This is a genomic window from Longimicrobium sp. (genome assembly GCF_036399935.1).
Classification (GTDB): Bacteria; Gemmatimonadota; Gemmatimonadetes; order Longimicrobiales; family Longimicrobiaceae; genus Longimicrobium.
Window position 1 is genome coordinate 37,582 of record NZ_DASWMD010000083.1, and the last position, 14,146, is coordinate 51,727.

General features: G+C 71.4%; 11 protein-coding genes. 8 read left to right on the forward strand and 3 right to left on the reverse strand.

Annotation, left to right across the window (positions count from 1 at the left end; all coding sequences use genetic code 11):
- The first annotated feature begins 38 nt into the window (after positions 1-38).
- The 4 genes from VGB24_RS24645 (at position 39) to VGB24_RS24660 (ending at position 5,672) form a co-directional block, all read left to right on the forward strand.
- Entirely contained in the window at positions 39-2,456 is a 2,418-nt protein-coding gene (locus VGB24_RS24645) for a PBP1A family penicillin-binding protein (protein WP_331075592.1), read from the forward strand.
- A gap of 623 nt (positions 2,457-3,079) precedes the next feature.
- On the forward strand, positions 3,080-4,135 hold the full coding sequence (locus VGB24_RS24650) for a cyanophycin synthetase family protein (RefSeq protein WP_331075593.1): 1,056 nt from the start codon (positions 3,080-3,082) through the stop codon (positions 4,133-4,135).
- Complete coding sequence (locus VGB24_RS24655) at positions 4,132-5,121, forward strand: cyanophycinase (protein ID WP_331075594.1); 990 nt, start codon at positions 4,132-4,134, stop codon at positions 5,119-5,121. The genes VGB24_RS24650 and VGB24_RS24655 overlap by 4 nt, the downstream gene beginning before the upstream one ends.
- An 86-nt stretch (positions 5,122-5,207) precedes the next feature.
- Positions 5,208-5,672, forward strand: a complete 465-nt coding sequence (locus VGB24_RS24660) for a hypothetical protein (RefSeq protein WP_331075595.1) — start codon at positions 5,208-5,210, stop codon at positions 5,670-5,672.
- A 282-nt stretch (positions 5,673-5,954) separates the two neighbouring features.
- Here VGB24_RS24660 and VGB24_RS24665 read toward each other — a convergent pair whose 3' ends face one another.
- Positions 5,955-6,521 (reverse strand): hypothetical protein, encoded by a 567-nt coding sequence (locus VGB24_RS24665; RefSeq protein ID WP_331075596.1) that lies wholly within the window; start codon positions 6,519-6,521, stop codon positions 5,955-5,957.
- A 92-nt stretch (positions 6,522-6,613) separates the two neighbouring features.
- On the opposite strand from VGB24_RS24665, the gene VGB24_RS24670 reads away from it, so the two are divergent.
- From VGB24_RS24670 to VGB24_RS24685, 4 genes are all read left to right on the forward strand, one after another.
- Positions 6,614-7,012: a DUF4383 domain-containing protein gene (locus tag VGB24_RS24670; protein ID WP_331075597.1), complete on the forward strand. Its 399-nt coding sequence runs from the start codon at positions 6,614-6,616 to the stop codon at positions 7,010-7,012.
- A gap of 522 nt (positions 7,013-7,534) precedes the next feature.
- Positions 7,535-8,785 (forward strand): tetratricopeptide repeat protein, encoded by a 1,251-nt coding sequence (locus tag VGB24_RS24675; RefSeq protein ID WP_331075598.1) that lies wholly within the window; start codon positions 7,535-7,537, stop codon positions 8,783-8,785.
- 89 nt (positions 8,786-8,874) lie between these two features.
- Complete coding sequence (locus VGB24_RS24680; RefSeq protein WP_331075599.1) at positions 8,875-10,461, forward strand: peptide chain release factor 3; 1,587 nt, start codon at positions 8,875-8,877, stop codon at positions 10,459-10,461.
- 274 nt (positions 10,462-10,735) lie between these two features.
- Entirely contained in the window at positions 10,736-11,578 is an 843-nt protein-coding gene (locus tag VGB24_RS24685; RefSeq protein WP_331075600.1) for a 1,4-dihydroxy-6-naphthoate synthase, read from the forward strand.
- 95 nt (positions 11,579-11,673) lie between these two features.
- Here the strand turns inward: VGB24_RS24685 and VGB24_RS24690 are convergent, their stop codons facing one another.
- Positions 11,674-13,488 carry a DEAD/DEAH box helicase gene (locus VGB24_RS24690; protein ID WP_331075601.1) on the reverse strand — a complete coding sequence of 605 codons (1,815 nt, stop codon included), beginning with the start codon at positions 13,486-13,488 and terminating at the stop codon, positions 11,674-11,676.
- A gap of 30 nt (positions 13,489-13,518) precedes the next feature.
- Positions 13,519-14,046 carry a hypothetical protein gene (locus VGB24_RS24695; protein ID WP_331075602.1) on the reverse strand — a complete coding sequence of 176 codons (528 nt, stop codon included), beginning with the start codon at positions 14,044-14,046 and terminating at the stop codon, positions 13,519-13,521.
- Positions 14,047-14,146: the final 100 nt, after the last annotated feature.

Genomic DNA, 14,146 nt, shown 5'->3' on the forward strand with positions numbered 1-14,146 from the left:
CTCTCGGAGTACCCGATATGCCCCTGCGACGGAAGCTGTTGATCGGCCTTGGAATCTTCGCCGCGCTGGGGCTGGGCGCCTTCGGGTGGCTGTGGTTCGCCCCCTGCGGCTTCGGCGGATGCGCCCCGGTGGGCGACCTGGAAAAGTACCAGGCCGAGGGGTCGCAGCTGTTCGACATGAACGGCAAGTCCATGGGCACGCTGGCCAGCGTCAACCGCCGCATCGTGCCGCTGGATTCCATGCCCAAGTACATGCCCCTGGCGGTCCTCTCGGTGGAGGACCGCCGTTTTTACAGCCACGGCGGGGTAGACTGGAAGCGCTTCATGGGCGCGCTCTTCCGCAACGTGCGGGCGGGGGGGGTGGAGGAGGGCGGCAGCACCATCACCATGCAGCTGGCCCGCAACCTCTTTCCCGACCAGCTGAACTACCGCGAGCAGTCCATGCGCCGCAAGGTGATGGAGGTGCGCATCGCCCGGCAGATCGAGGGGGCGTTCAGCAAGGACAAGATCCTGGAGCTGTACCTGAACCACGTGTACATGGGCGAGGGGGCGTACGGGGTGGACGGGGCCGCGCGCGTGTACTTCGGCAAGCCGGCCAGCCAGCTGACGCTGGCCGAGGCGGCGCTCATCGGAGGGCTTCCGCAGTCGCCGTCGCGCATCAACCCGCGCGAAAGCCGCGAGCGGGCCAAGAAGCGCCGCGACCTGGTGCTGCGAGAGATGGCCAAGGGCGGGCACATCACCCCGGCGCAGGCCGCCGAGGCGCAGGCCTCGCCCATTCGCCTGGCCCGCCGCCCGCCTTCGTCGCAGCGGGGCTCGTACTTCCAGGAGCGGGTGCGGCGGGAACTGGAGGAGCGGGTTCCGGCCGAGCTGTTCACCGCCGGGCTTCGCGTCTACACCACGATGGACCCCGTGGCCCAGCGCGCGGCCGAGGAAGAGATGGCGCGCCAGGCCGACGCCATCGAGGCCGGCCGCTTCGGCGCGTACCGCCACCCCACCTACCCCGAGGCCAAGGGCGAGACCGACGAGGGCGCCACGGCGTACCTGCAGGGCTTCGCGGTGGTGATGGAGGCCGAGACGGGGGCCGTGCGCGCCCTGGTCAGCGGGCGCGACTACGACGACAGCAAGTTCGACCGCGTGTACCAGGGGATGCGCCAGCCCGGCTCGGCGTTCAAGCCGTTCGTGTACCTGACGGCGCTGGAGCAGAGCGTGGCGCCCACCACCCGGTTCGAGGACTCGCCGCTGAAGCTGGCCCTCTCCGGCGGCGGCACCTGGGAGCCCAAGAACTACACGGGCCGCTACGACGGGCCCATCACCGTGCGCGACGCGCTGGCGCGCTCCAAGAACACGGTGACGGTGCGCATCGCGCAGCAGGTGGGAATGGCCGACATCATCCGCCGGGCCAGGGAGATGGGCATAACCACCGACATCCCCAACGTTCCCTCCACGGCGCTGGGTTCCGCCGAGGTGCGGCCCATCCAGCTGGTGTCGGCGTACGCGGCGCTGGCCAACGGGGGACACGTCACCGACCCGTTCGTCATCCAGCGCATCGAAGACAGCAAGGGCGAGGTGCTGTACGAGGCGGCGCCCCGGCGCGAGCGGGCGGTAGACCCGGCGGCGGCGTTCGTGCTCACCAGCATGCTGCGCGACGTGGTGGACCGCGGCACGGGCACCCCGGTGCGCGGGGCGGGCTTCCGCGGCCCGGCGGCGGGGAAGACGGGTACGACCAACGGCGCGACGGACATCTGGTTCGTGGGATACACGCCGGACCTGGTGGGCGCGGTGTGGTTCGGGCTGGACCGGCCGGCCACCATCGTGCGGGGCGCGTCGGGCGGCACCATCGCCGCGCCGGTGTGGGGGCGCATGATGTCGCGCATCTATGCCAACCGGAAGATGCCCCCGGCGTGGAGCCCGCCCCGCGGCGTTCTCACCGAAACGGTGGACCGGGCGACGGGCTTCGCGGTGGACCCGTCGTGCCCGGCGCGGGGGGAGACGTACACGGAGTACTTCGTGAACTCGCGCCCGCCGCGGCCCATCTGTGACCCCGGCGCGTACGCCGGGATGTCGATGGACACCGCGTGGATGGACGAAGAGGTGGGCGCCTACGCCTACGACCTCCCCGCGGGGTCGTACGATCCCGACACGGTGGGTGTGGCCGACCTGCGCGACAACGGGATCGACTGGCCGGAGCTGGAGGCGCGCCGCCGTGCCGGCGACACGGCGGCCACGCCGCTCCCGGGCACCGTGGGGACGCCCTCGCCGCGCACCACCACGCCGCGCCCGACGACGCCGAGGCCGTCCACGCCGCCGGCGCCGCGGCCCGAGCGTCCACGCGAGACTCCGCCCCCGCCGCCGAGCGAGCCGCGCCCGGAGCCCCCGGTGCCCACCGAGCCCGTGCCTCCGCCGCCGCCGCCCGACACCACGGGCGCGCCGGGGGGGACGGGGACGAAGCGAGGGTAGCCCCGCGCGCCTCCACCCCACATGGGGGCTCCAGCCTCGCTGGGGCGAATGAATTCGCGGCAACAACGGGCCCGAAGTCCGCCTTCGCGGACTGCACGCGAAGTCGAGCGCACCGAGCCCAGCCGAGGCGCACACGAATTCTCCCCCTCTCCCGCTTGCGGGAGAGGGGGCCGGGGGGAGAGGGCAGCCGGGGACTGCGCCGGAGCCATCGAACCGTATCGGACCCCGCCCGGGATCGATCCCAGCCCCAGCACGACATCCCCCGAAGCGCACCGGGCTGGCTCCCTTCCCCCGCGGGGTTTGCGGGGGAAGGGTTGGGGATGGGGGGCGCCGGAGGCGCGCCACGTCCTCGGCCGAGCACGGCTTGGTTCGGCTCCGGGCGGACCACGGCGCGCTTTGCGGAGTGTGTGGCGGATCCCTCAGTCGCTGCGATCTTCGGTGCGAGGTCGGTTCGCCGGGGCCGCTCCATCGGGATGACAATCGCGTCAGCGCCAGCCGAGGCGCGATCGAAGTTCTCCCCTCTCCGCACGGGGTTTGTGCGGGGAGGGGCCGGGGGAGGGGCCCCCCGCGGCACCCGCCTTGCCCCAGCCCCACCGCGCGTCCGAATCCCGATCCGAGAACCCATGGCCCTGCCCGATCCGTACAGCGAAATCCGCCTGGTGGGCCTGCGCTCGCTGCGCGGGGCCAACTTCTGGTCGCGGCGCCCTATCACGCGCATGGACGTGGCGGTGGGCGCGTACGACGAAATCCACTCCGCCGAGGTTCCCGGCTTCAACGAGGCGCTGATCCGCGCCTTTCCCGGCCTGTGGGAGCACCGCTGCAGCATCGGCGAGCGCGGCGGCTTCGTCACCCGGCTGCGGCGGGGAACGTATGCGCCCCACATCGCCGAGCACGTGGGACTGGAGCTGCAGGGGATGATCGGCCACGACGTTGGCTACGGACGCGCCCGCGGCGGTGACCGCGAGGGCGAGTACACCGTCGTCTTCGAGCACCTTCACGCCGAGGTGGGCCTTCGCGCGGCGGCGCTGGCGCTGGAGGCGGTGCAGCGCGCCTTCGCGGGCGAGTTGGAGGGGGTGGACCACATGGTGGCCGAGCTGCAGTCGCTGGCCGGGTCGCCCGACGTGCCCGATCTCACCCAGTCGGTGCTCTGCGGCATCACCGGCGGCGGGCACCGCACGCAGGTTCGCGAGCAGATGCTGAAGCGCGGCATCAGCGACGAGGCGCTGATCGTGGACGTGGCGCCCTCGTACCTGCTGAACGCGGGGCTGCCGTACGCGCGCAGCGAGGTGGCCGTCATCCTGGACGCCGACCTGACCGACGTGCCGGAACGGTACCAGGAAGAGGAGCGCAACCTGCAGCTGGTGTCCACCCTGGCCGACGCCGTGCCCAGCGGCGGCATCGTGGTGGTGCCCTCGCGCGAGTGGGAGATCCAGGACATGGCGCGCAAGGCGGGGTGCCGCGTGGCCGTGTTCTCCACCCGCGAACGAGTGCCCGTGCGCGACACGCGGGTGGCGCGGTCGGTGGCCATGGTGCGCGACGGGCGCATCGTCATCGAGGTGGGCGGCGAGCTTACGGACGGGGGCGCGGTGGAGGAGGGTGAAGACGTGCCGGCGCAGGTGGCGGCGGCGCTGGCGGTGCACTCGCTGCGGGAACTCGGGATGGAAAAGGAACAGGTGTGATCGCGGAGCTGAACGGACCCAACGGCGATTCTCCCACGCGGCGGCGGACGGACCGGCACGCCGGCAAGCTGGTGCTGATCGGCGGGGCGTGCGAGCCCGATGGCGCCGCGCTGGCCGCGTTCATGGACGTGTGCGGGGGGCGCGACGGCGGCAAGATCGTGGGATTGACGACCGCGTCGGCAGACCCGGAGGGGTCGGCGCGCTCGTGGCTGGATGCGTTCCGGACGGCGGGCGCCACCAACGTCGAGATCCCCATCCTGGACCGGCGCGACCGGGCGCAGGACCGGCGCATCGTGTCGATGATCGAGCAGGCCGACGGCATCTTCCTGGGCGGCGGCGACCAGGTGCACCTGGTGGCCACGGTGGGCGGCTCGCGCGTGGACCGGGCCATCCGAGAGGCGTACGCGCGCGGCGCCACGGTGTGCGGCACCAGCGCGGGCGCGGCGGCGCTCACCGAGACCATCCTGGCCGGCGGCGAGCCCGACGAGTACGGGCAGATGCAGGCCGTTCACCTCGGCCCCGGCTTTGGGCTGCTGGGCTTCCGGGCGATGATCGACACGCACTTCACCCAGCGGCGGCGGCTTCAGCGGCTGTTCATGGTGATCGCGCAGAACCCCGAGCTGCTGGGGCTGGGCATCGACGAAGACACCGCGATGGTGGTGGAGGGGCACCTGGGCAAGGTGGTGGGCCGTGGCTCGGTGACTTTCGTGGACGGGCGCGGGGTGCGCTTCGACAACGCCGACGAGTGCATGGAGGGGCACCCGCTGACGCTGAGCTACCTGCGCGTGGGCATCGTGGGCGCGGGATACACGCTGAACCTGCGCGAGCGCGAGCTGGAGGTGCTGCTGCAGGCCCGCCGCGACGAGGCACGGGGCGCAGGCGAGCTGCAGGTGCTGCGCAGCGACGACGGCGACCCCGCCGACGCGCGGGCGGGCGGCGAGCAGCGCGCGGCCGACGACCTGGCCGAGGCGGCCAACCGGGGGTGATGGACGGCGGCGGATGTCACGAGACCCGAGGCGGGCGCGTTGATGCGGAGTTCGATCACCATCAACACCGCACCTCGCCAACCGCCATGCGCCGCCTGATCGCCGCCCTGCTGCTGCTCCTCCCGCTCGCCGCCGCCTGCGACCTGCCGACCACACCCCAACAGCGGACGGGCAAGCTCACCGGCACGCTCAACGGCCAGCCGTGGGCGGGAACCGCGGAAGCGGCCGTGTACCGCGACACGCTGTACATCAACTCCGGGCAGCACGTCACCGGGTCCGCGGAACAGCGAATCGGCGTTGCCGTCGTGCCGAACGGGCAAGGCGGGTACTCCGTCGTTCCGCCGAGCGAGCGGCCGGGGGGCAGCCACTACTGGGAGTTGATCGGCGGGGACGTGATTACGTATTCGGCGCAGATCACCCAAGGCACCATCATCTTCACCGAGTACGGCGCCACCCGCACGCGCGGATCGCTCCAGCTGACGATCAGCGGCTCGCGCGGGGTGTGGCAGTTCAGCGGCCAGTTCGACGCGCCCCGCGAAGACGTGCCCTGAACCGCACCCTGACGGACCTGGCGAGGCGGGTGCGCCGAACCCCCCCTGCACGCGATCGCGCGGTCCGTTGAGCGGGTGAACCCGCCGCTCGGACAGCGGAAAGCCCCGACACGCCGCCGCTGTCGCGTCGCCGTTCGGGGCTTCCACCACACCCGCACCACACCTGCCGAAGCGCTACCAACCACGCGTGCAGTCCGCGAAGGCGGACTTCGGGCCGTCGTTGCCGCGACTTCAGTCGCCCCAGCAGCGCCAGCCCGAGCGACTACCTGCAGTCGGCCGCCGCTACTTCCGCGGATCCATCGGCCCGCCGCCGCCGTTGTCGGCGAAGCCGCCGCGGTTGTAGCCGTTGTAGCCCCGCTCGTTTGTGGGCCGGCGGGCGCTCTCGGGCGCGTACTGCCCCTGCCCCCGCGCGCCTGGCGCCTGCCCGTGGCCGCGGTAGTCGCCGCCGTAGCGAAGACCCACGCTGTTGCGGTTGTACTGTCCCACGAACCCCGCGTCGCGGCGCACGCCGCCGTTCTCGACGTGGCGAAAGCCCTGGTCGTACGTGTACCGCGGCGGAGCCTGCCCCGTCGGTGCCCGCCGTGCGTGCCCCTCCAGGCGCGGGTGATGGAAGATGCCCTGCCGGTCGTAGCGGCCGTCGCCCTCGTCGTACACGCCGTTGAAGCCGCCCGCGAAACCCAGGTCGTTCTGGTGCTGCATCCGGTGCCGGCCGTACGCGCCGTGGCGGTGGTCGGCTTCCATGCGGTGGCCGTGCCAGTCGCCGTCACGCCAGTTGGGGTCCAGCGGCTGGGGCCGCCCCCACTGCGGACCCAGCTCCATCTCCCGGTACTGCGAATCATATCGGGCCATCGTGTGCCTCCCTGTTTCTCGATCTGCCTGAATTTTGCTTGATCCCTAGCAAGAAGCTTTCCCGCAGTATCCAACACGCTCAGGAGGAGATAATGAGAACGCTGACCCAACGTGCCGCGATGATCTTTGGTGTGGCATTCGTGCTGTTCGCGGTGATGGGCTTCCTTCTTCCCGGCGGGATGGGGATGGAATCGCACCCCGACCCGGCTCCCGACCTGCTGGGGATGTTTCCCGTGAACCTGCTGCACAACCTGGTGCACCTGGCGTTCGGCGTGTGGGGGCTGCTGGCCGCGCGCTCGCTTTCGGCGTCCAGGGGCTACCACAGGGGGGCGGCCGTCATCTACGTGGTGCTGGCCATCCTGGGGTTCGTGGCGCCGACGGGGTTCGGGCTGGTGCCGCTGGGCGGGATGGACCCGGCACTCCACCTGGTGCTGGCGGCCGGGCTGGGCTACTTCGGCTTCGTGCACCGCGAGGCGGGCGCCCGCGTGTGACCGCCTGGAAAGGGGCCCGCTGGGGCGACTGAAGTCGCGGCAACAAGGGCCCAAAGTCCGCCTGCGCGGACTGCCCGCGCGGCCCGAGTGCACGACGCCAGGCGAGGCGCACCCGAATTCTCCCCCTCTGCCGCTTGCGGGAGAGGGGGCCGGGGGGAGAGGGCAGCCGAGGCATGCGCCGTCGCACGTCGAACCTCTCCAGCGCCTGTGAGCAAGCCCAGCCCAAGCACGAAACCGACCGAAGCGCACCCGACTGGCTCGCTTCCGCGCGAGGTTTGCTGGTTCGGTGCCCCCGCGACCACGGCGGTTTTCGCGAAGTGTGTGGCGGATCCCTCAGTCGCTGCGGTCTACGGTGTTCAGGCAGGCTCGCCGGGGCCGCTCCTTCGGGATGACAAATGCGCCGGACCAAGCCGAAGCGCGCCGAGACTCGCCCAGCATTCAGGGGCCCGGGCTTTTGCGAAGCCCGGGCCTTCGTTTATCATGATGCATCCCCGCGACCGTCCCCTCGTTCCGAGCGGTTCCGTGTATTCCGATTCGTCTACGCAGATCGTCAACGCCCTTCACGAGGGGCGCTTCGCCGAGGCAGAGCAGCTGCTGGCCCGCTGGCTGGAAACGGACCCGTACGATGCCGCCAGCCGCTCGCTGCGGGCGCTGTGCCTGGCGGCGCTCAAGCGCGGCGACGAGGCCCTGGCCGAGGCACGCCAGGCGGTGGAGGACGAGCCCGAGCTGGGGTACTGCCACTGGGCGCTGGGCCACGTGCTTGCCGACGCGGACCAGTTCACCCAGGCCCTGGGGTGCGCCCGCGAGGCCGCGGTCCTCACCCCCGGCAGCCCCGAGCCGCACGCCTTGGCGGCCCGCTGCCTGGCCGAGCGAAAGGACTGGGCGGGCATGCTGGCCGCGGCCGACCTCGGGCTGGCGCTGGACCCGGAGCATCCCGCGTGCGCCAACCTGCGCGCGCTCGCACTGCAGGTGCTGCGCTCGCCCGAGGCCGAGCAGGCGTTCGTCGACGCGTCCGCCGCCGACCCCACCAACGCGTTCGCCCGGGCCGGGCGCGGATGGCAGGCGCTGCAGGGCGGGGCCGCGCCGGACGCGGCGCTTCCCCACTTCTACCACGCGCTGGAGATCGACCCGGAGCAGGAGTGGGCGCGCGAGGGGCTGGCGGCCGCGCTCAAGGCGCGCAACCCGGTGTACCGCATGATGCTGCGGTACTTCCTGTGGATGGACTCGCTGTCGCCGCAGACGCGGTGGATGGTGATCATCGGCGGCGTGGTGGGATACAACCTGCTGCGCCGCGTCAGCCGTGCGCAGCCGGCGCTGGCGCCCTTCATCGTTCCCCTGCTGGTGGCGTACGGCCTGTTCGTGCTGATGACCTGGGTGGCCGACCCGCTCTTCGACGCGCTGCTGGCGCTGGACAAGAAGGCTCGCGCCACCATGCCTCCGGGCCGGGCGCGGGCCGGCGCGGTGATCGCCGCCATCCTGGCCGCGGCCATCGGGCTGGGCGTGGCGGGGCTGGCCCGCGGCGACGACCGCCTGCTGCTGGCCGCCATCGCCGCTGCCCTGCTGGTGATCCCCACCTCCGGCATCTTCCGGTGCCGGCCCGGCTGGCCCCGCACGGTGATGGGTGCCTACACCGCCGTCGCCGCCGCGCTCGCCATCGGCGGCTTGGCGGCGTGGAGCGACGCCGGCGACGGGCTGCTCTTCCTCTCCCTCCTGGCCAGCGGCGTGGGAAGCTGGCTCGCCACCGGCCTCTCGTCCGTCGGCCCCCGGCGGTGACCGTCCCCCGGCCCTGCCTGCGCGTTGAGGCGGGGCCGGGAAGGTGTTAGATTGAGCGGCTGTAGACCAACGCCACTTAGCGAGCCGCCATGAGCAGGTTGAGCGAAGAGGTCCGCCGCCGGCGGACCTTTGCCATTATCAGCCACCCCGACGCGGGCAAGACCACCCTCACGGAAAAGCTCCTGCTGTACGGCGGGGCCATCCACCTGGCGGGGAGCGTCAAGGCGCGCCGTGCGGCCCGGCACGCCACCTCCGACTGGATGCAGATGGAGCAGGAGCGCGGCATTTCCGTGACCTCCAGCGTGCTGCAGTTCGAGTACGGCGGCAAGTCCATCAACCTGCTCGACACCCCCGGCCACCAGGACTTCTCCGAAGACACCTACCGCACGCTGATGGCTGCCGACAGCGCGGTGATGCTGCTGGACAACCGCAAGGGCGTCGAGGAGCAGACGCGCAAGCTGTTCGAGGTGTGCCGGCTGCGGCGCACCCCCGTGTTCACCTTCGTCAACAAGTGCGACCGGCCGGGCGCGCCCACGCTGCAGCTGATCGACGACGTGGAACGCGAGCTGGGGATGAAGTGCTACCCGGTGATGTGGCCCATCCTGGACGGCGACCGCTTCCTGGGCGTGTACGACCGGCCGTCGGAGCGCGTGTACCTGTTCGAGCGGGGCGAGGACCACGGCTCGTCGCGGGTAACGACGCAGGAGGGCACGCTCGACGACGAGCACATCCTGGCGGCGCTGCCGGACGCGTCCATCAACCAGCTGCTGGAAGACCTGGAGCTGCTGGAGATGGCGGGGGCGGAGTTCAGCCCCGAGGCCTTCCTGGCGGGCGACGTGTCTCCCGTCTTCTTTGGCAGCGCGCTCACCAACTTCGGGCTGGAGCCGTTCCTGAAGCGGTTCCTGGAGCTGGCGCCGGCGCCGGGCCCGCGCGAGTCGAGCACGGGCACGATCGATCCGGAGAAGCCCGAGTTCACGGGGTTCGTGTTCAAGATCCAGGCGAACATGGACCCCAAGCACCGCGACCGCATCGCCTTCGTGCGGGTGTGCTCCGGCCGGTTCGAGGCGGGGATGCAGGTGAAGCACGTGCGCACCGGCAAGCCCATCCGCCTGGCCAGCCCCACGCAGTTCATGGCGCGCGAGCGCACGCTGATCGACGAGGCGTGGCCGGGCGACGTGATCGGCATCCACGACCGCGGCAACCTGCGCATCGGCGATACGCTCTCGGCGGACGGCACGCTGGAGTTCGGCGGCATCCCGCGATTCTCCCCCGAGCACTTCGCGCGGATCGTCATCGGCGATCCCATGAAGCGCAAGCAGCTGGACACGGGGCTGCAGCAGCTTTCGGAAGAGGGCGCGGCGCAGGTGTTCTACGCCGAGTCGCTCACCGGCCCGGCGCCCATCGTGGGCGCGGTGGGGCAGCTGCAGTTCGACGTGCTGCTCCATCGCCTGGAGCACGAGTACAACGTGCGGGCGCGGCTGGAGCGGATGAACTTCGTGGCGGCGCGGTGGGTGGATGCGCCCAAGGCCGAGATCGACCGACTGGCCTCCGGCCACGGCCGCATGCTGGTGTACGATGCCAAGCAGAAGCCGCTGGTGCTGTTCGACAGCGAGTGGACCATGCGCACCACCATCGACCGGGAAAAGGCGATCGCGTTCTACGACGTGGCTCCCTGACGCGTCGGCGCAAACAAGCCGTGAGTGCAGCGAAACAGGGTGTCCCGGCCGGGGCACCCTGTACTGTTGCGGGGGGCAGAGGCACCCCCGGCATCCTGTCATCCAGAGGCCCAAGCGCACCGCACCGTCCCGCACCCCAGACCATGCGGGCCGAAGGATCCAGCCTGAACCACGAACGAGCCGGGGCGCGGCAGCGGTCACAAGGCCTACGGTTGCATGCGCCATCCGCCCCCGCGAAATTCCACCCATCTCGATCACGCACTTCATCGAACCGATGCCTGAAGATCGCACGCTTACGCTCGGCTATTCGCCGTGCCCGAACGATACGTTCATCTTCCACGCGCTGGTGCACGGTGTCATCCGGGCGGACGGGCTGCGTTTTTCGGAGCGGCTGGAGGATGTGGAAACCCTCAACCGGCTGGCCGCGGGCGCGGAGCTGGACGTCACCAAGATCTCGTACGGCGCCGCGCCGTCGCTGCTGCGCGACTACGTGCTCCTGCGCAGCGGCGGCGCGCTGGGACGTGGGTGCGGTCCGCTGATCGTGGCGCGGCGCGAGCTTTCACGCGACGAGCTGCGCGCGGCGCGAATCGCCATTCCGGGCCGCAACACCACCGCCAACCTGCTCCTGCGCCTGTTCGCGCCCGATGCGCAGCCCGGAACGGAGCTCGTCTACAGCGACATCATGCCCGCCGTCGCGCGCGGCGACGTGGACGCGGGGCTCATCATCCATGAATCGCGGTTCACTTATCCGCAGCGCGGGCTGTTGAAGGTGGCCGACCTCGGAGAGTGGTGGGAGCAGACCACCGGCCATCCCATCCCCCTGGGCGGTATCATGGCCCGGCGCGCGCTGGGTGACGAGACGATCCGCCGCATCGACGAAGCGATCCGCCGCTCTGTCGAGCACGCGTTCGCGCAGCCTGACGCCTCGCGCGACTACGTCCGCGCCCATGCGCAGGAGATGGACGATGCGGTGGCCAAGCAGCACATCGACCTGTACGTCAATCGCTTTTCCGTCGACCTGGGCGCGAAGGGAGAGGCCGCCGTCCGCGAGCTGTTCGCCCGCGCGGCGCAGGCCGGAATTCTGCCATCCGACGTTCCTGCTCCGTTCCTGGACTGAAAGAGCGCATCACCAACGTCGGCGAGAGTGGGAGAAAACGAAGGGGCGCATCCCGGCTGAGGATGCGCCCCTTCTGCTTGAAAAACTCCGGAGGATCAGTCGCGGCGGCCCCGGAACGGCCGGTCGGTGCCGCCGTATTCGCCGCGCGGCCTGCGCGGCCGCGGCGCCTCGCCGAAGTCGCCCCGCGGGCGGCGCGACTGGGCATCGGCGGCGGAGCCGCGGTCCTCGCGCGAGCGGCGCACCGCCACGGGACGCCCACGGATGCTCGCCTGCGACAGCTTGTTCACGATGTCGTCCGCATCGTTCTCGTCCACGTCGACCAATGTGAACTGGTCGGTGATCTCGATGGCGCCGATGCGGTCGCCCGGCACGTTCGCCTCGCCCGCGATGGCGCCCACGATGTCCGCCGGCCGGATGCCGCGCCGCCGCCCGATGCCGATGTACAGCGTGGTCTTATTGCCGGAACTCCGGCCCCCGCCGCCGCCGCCGTGCTCCGCGCGGTCCACCCGCCCACGCGGCCCGCGGCTCTCGCGGTCGGCCCCGCGGTCCGGGCGCCCCTCGAATTCCGGGATCTCCACGTCGGACCCCTGCAGCTCCTCCGTTCCGCGTCCGGCTGCGGCCACGCTCAGTGCCGCGGCCGCCACTTCCGCGGCGTCGAACTCCGCCAGCAGCGGCCCGATCACCTCGCGGAAGGGCTGCAGCGCATCGCCGGTGGCCAGCGCGTCGCGCACCGAATCGGCCAGGCGCGCGCGGCGGCGGGCCTTCACCTCGCCCGGCCGCGGCACCTTGGCGTGCTCGATGGACTGCCCGGTGGTGCGCTCGATGGCCTTGAGCAGAAAGCGCTCGCGCGGAATCACCAGGGTGATGGCCGTGCCTTCGCGCCCCGCGCGCCCCGTGCGCCCGATGCGGTGGACGTACACTTCCGGCGTCTGCGGGATGTCGTAGTTCACCACGTGGCTCACGTGCTCCACGTCCAGCCCGCGCGCCGCCACGTCGGTGGCGATCAGCAGGTCGGCCGAGCCCTGGCGGAACTTGCCCATCACCCGGTCGCGCTGTCCCTGCGCCAGGCCGCCGTGAAGCGCCTCGGGATGATAGCCCCGCACGCCCAGCGCCTCGGTCAGCTCGTCGACCTCACCGCGCGTGCGGCAGAAGATGATGGCCGAGGTGGGCGCCTCCAGGTCCAGAATACGGGCCAGCGCCTCGAGCTTGTGCTGGCGCGGCACCAGGTACGCCGCCTGGCGCACGAGGGGTGTCTCCAGCCGCTCGCGCTCGATGGTGACCCGTTCCGGGTCGCGCAGCGCCTTGCGCGCCAGGTCGGCGATGCGGGGCGGGAAGGTGGCGGAAAAGAGCGCCGTCTGCCGCTCGGCCGGAAGCTCCTCGATGATGGCTTCGATGTCTTCGATGAAGCCCATGTCCAGCATCTCGTCGGCCTCGTCGAGCACCAGGTACTGGGTGCTGGAAAGGTCCAGCGAGCGGCGGCGGATGTGGTCCAGCAGCCGCCCGGGTGTGCCGACGACCACATTCACCCCGCGCCGCAGCTCCCGGAGCTGGCGGGTGATGTCCTGCCCGCCGTACACGGCCAGCACGGAGACGCCCCGCCCGGCGCCGTAGCGGTGCATGGCCTCGGCCACCTGCACCGCCAGCTCGCGCGTGGGCGCCATCACCAGCGCCTGCACGTTGCGGACGGAGGCGTCGATGCGCTGCACGATGGGCAGCGCGAACGCCGCCGTCTTGCCCGTGCCCGTCGCCGCCCGCCCGATCATGTCGCGGCCGGCCAGCAGCACGGGAATGGCGCGCACCTGGATGGGCGTGGGCTCCTCGTAGCCCAGCCCCTCCAGGGCGGCCACGATTTCAGGTTCCAGCCCGAGGTCCGCGAACGACGGGTGTATGACTTCGATCTCTTCCGGCATCTGTCCGTTCCTGTATCGTTCTCCCGGCCTTCAGTAACCCACGGCGCCCACGTCGGGCTCGCGGGCAAAGGCGCCGAACGCCTCTGCCGGGTCTTCGTGCTGCTCCAGAAATCCTCGCAGCCGCCGGAACGACATGCGCAGGGTCCGCTCGCGCAGCAGCGAGTCGGGGTCTACCGGTGGCTCCAGCCACTCGGGGCGGTACTTGTCGGTCGTGGCGAAGTCGGGGGCGTTGTCCAGCCGCTCCGGCGGCTGCACGCCCAAGCCCGAGCGCACCAGCTCGAAGCCGAGCACGGGGTCCAGCCCCTCGGCCTGCGCCACGTCGTACAGCATTTCGGCCAGCTCGGGCGCCATCCCCACGTTCACCGCCTCCTGCACCACGTCGATGCGGCGGCGGCTGACCTCCTCGGCATCGCCCCCCGCCGCGGCGGCGTCCAGCAGCCCGCGCGGGTCGCCGAACCAGGTGTCTTCGGCGCGCCGGCGCCGGCGCCGCTCAAGATACGCGTCGAGAGCGTGTTCCGCTCGTTGCTCGTCCGTCATCTCCCGCCCCGTCTGATCCACGCTGCCTCCTGTGTGCTCGGATTCCGATCGCGTGCACGGGCGCAAGCAGCGGACCAGCGCGGGTGGAAGGGACGCAAAACAGAAAGGCGGCCCCGTGGCC

Bases quoted from the DNA above. Each gene is read 5' to 3' on its own strand.
- VGB24_RS24650 (WP_331075593.1), top strand. From the start codon at position 3,080: ATGGCCCTGCCCGATCCGTACAGCGAAATCCGCCTGGTGGGCCTGCGC.
- VGB24_RS24660 (WP_331075595.1), top strand. From the start codon at position 5,208: ATGCGCCGCCTGATCGCCGCCCTGCTGCTGCTCCTCCCGCTCGCCGCC.
- VGB24_RS24665 (WP_331075596.1), bottom strand. From the start codon at position 6,521: ATGGCCCGATATGATTCGCAGTACCGGGAGATGGAGCTGGGTCCGCAG.
- VGB24_RS24670 (WP_331075597.1), top strand. From the start codon at position 6,614: ATGAGAACGCTGACCCAACGTGCCGCGATGATCTTTGGTGTGGCATTC.
- VGB24_RS24680 (WP_331075599.1), top strand. From the start codon at position 8,875: ATGAGCAGGTTGAGCGAAGAGGTCCGCCGCCGGCGGACCTTTGCCATT.
- VGB24_RS24685 (WP_331075600.1), top strand. From the start codon at position 10,736: ATGCCTGAAGATCGCACGCTTACGCTCGGCTATTCGCCGTGCCCGAAC.
- VGB24_RS24690 (WP_331075601.1), bottom strand. From the start codon at position 13,488: ATGCCGGAAGAGATCGAAGTCATACACCCGTCGTTCGCGGACCTCGGG.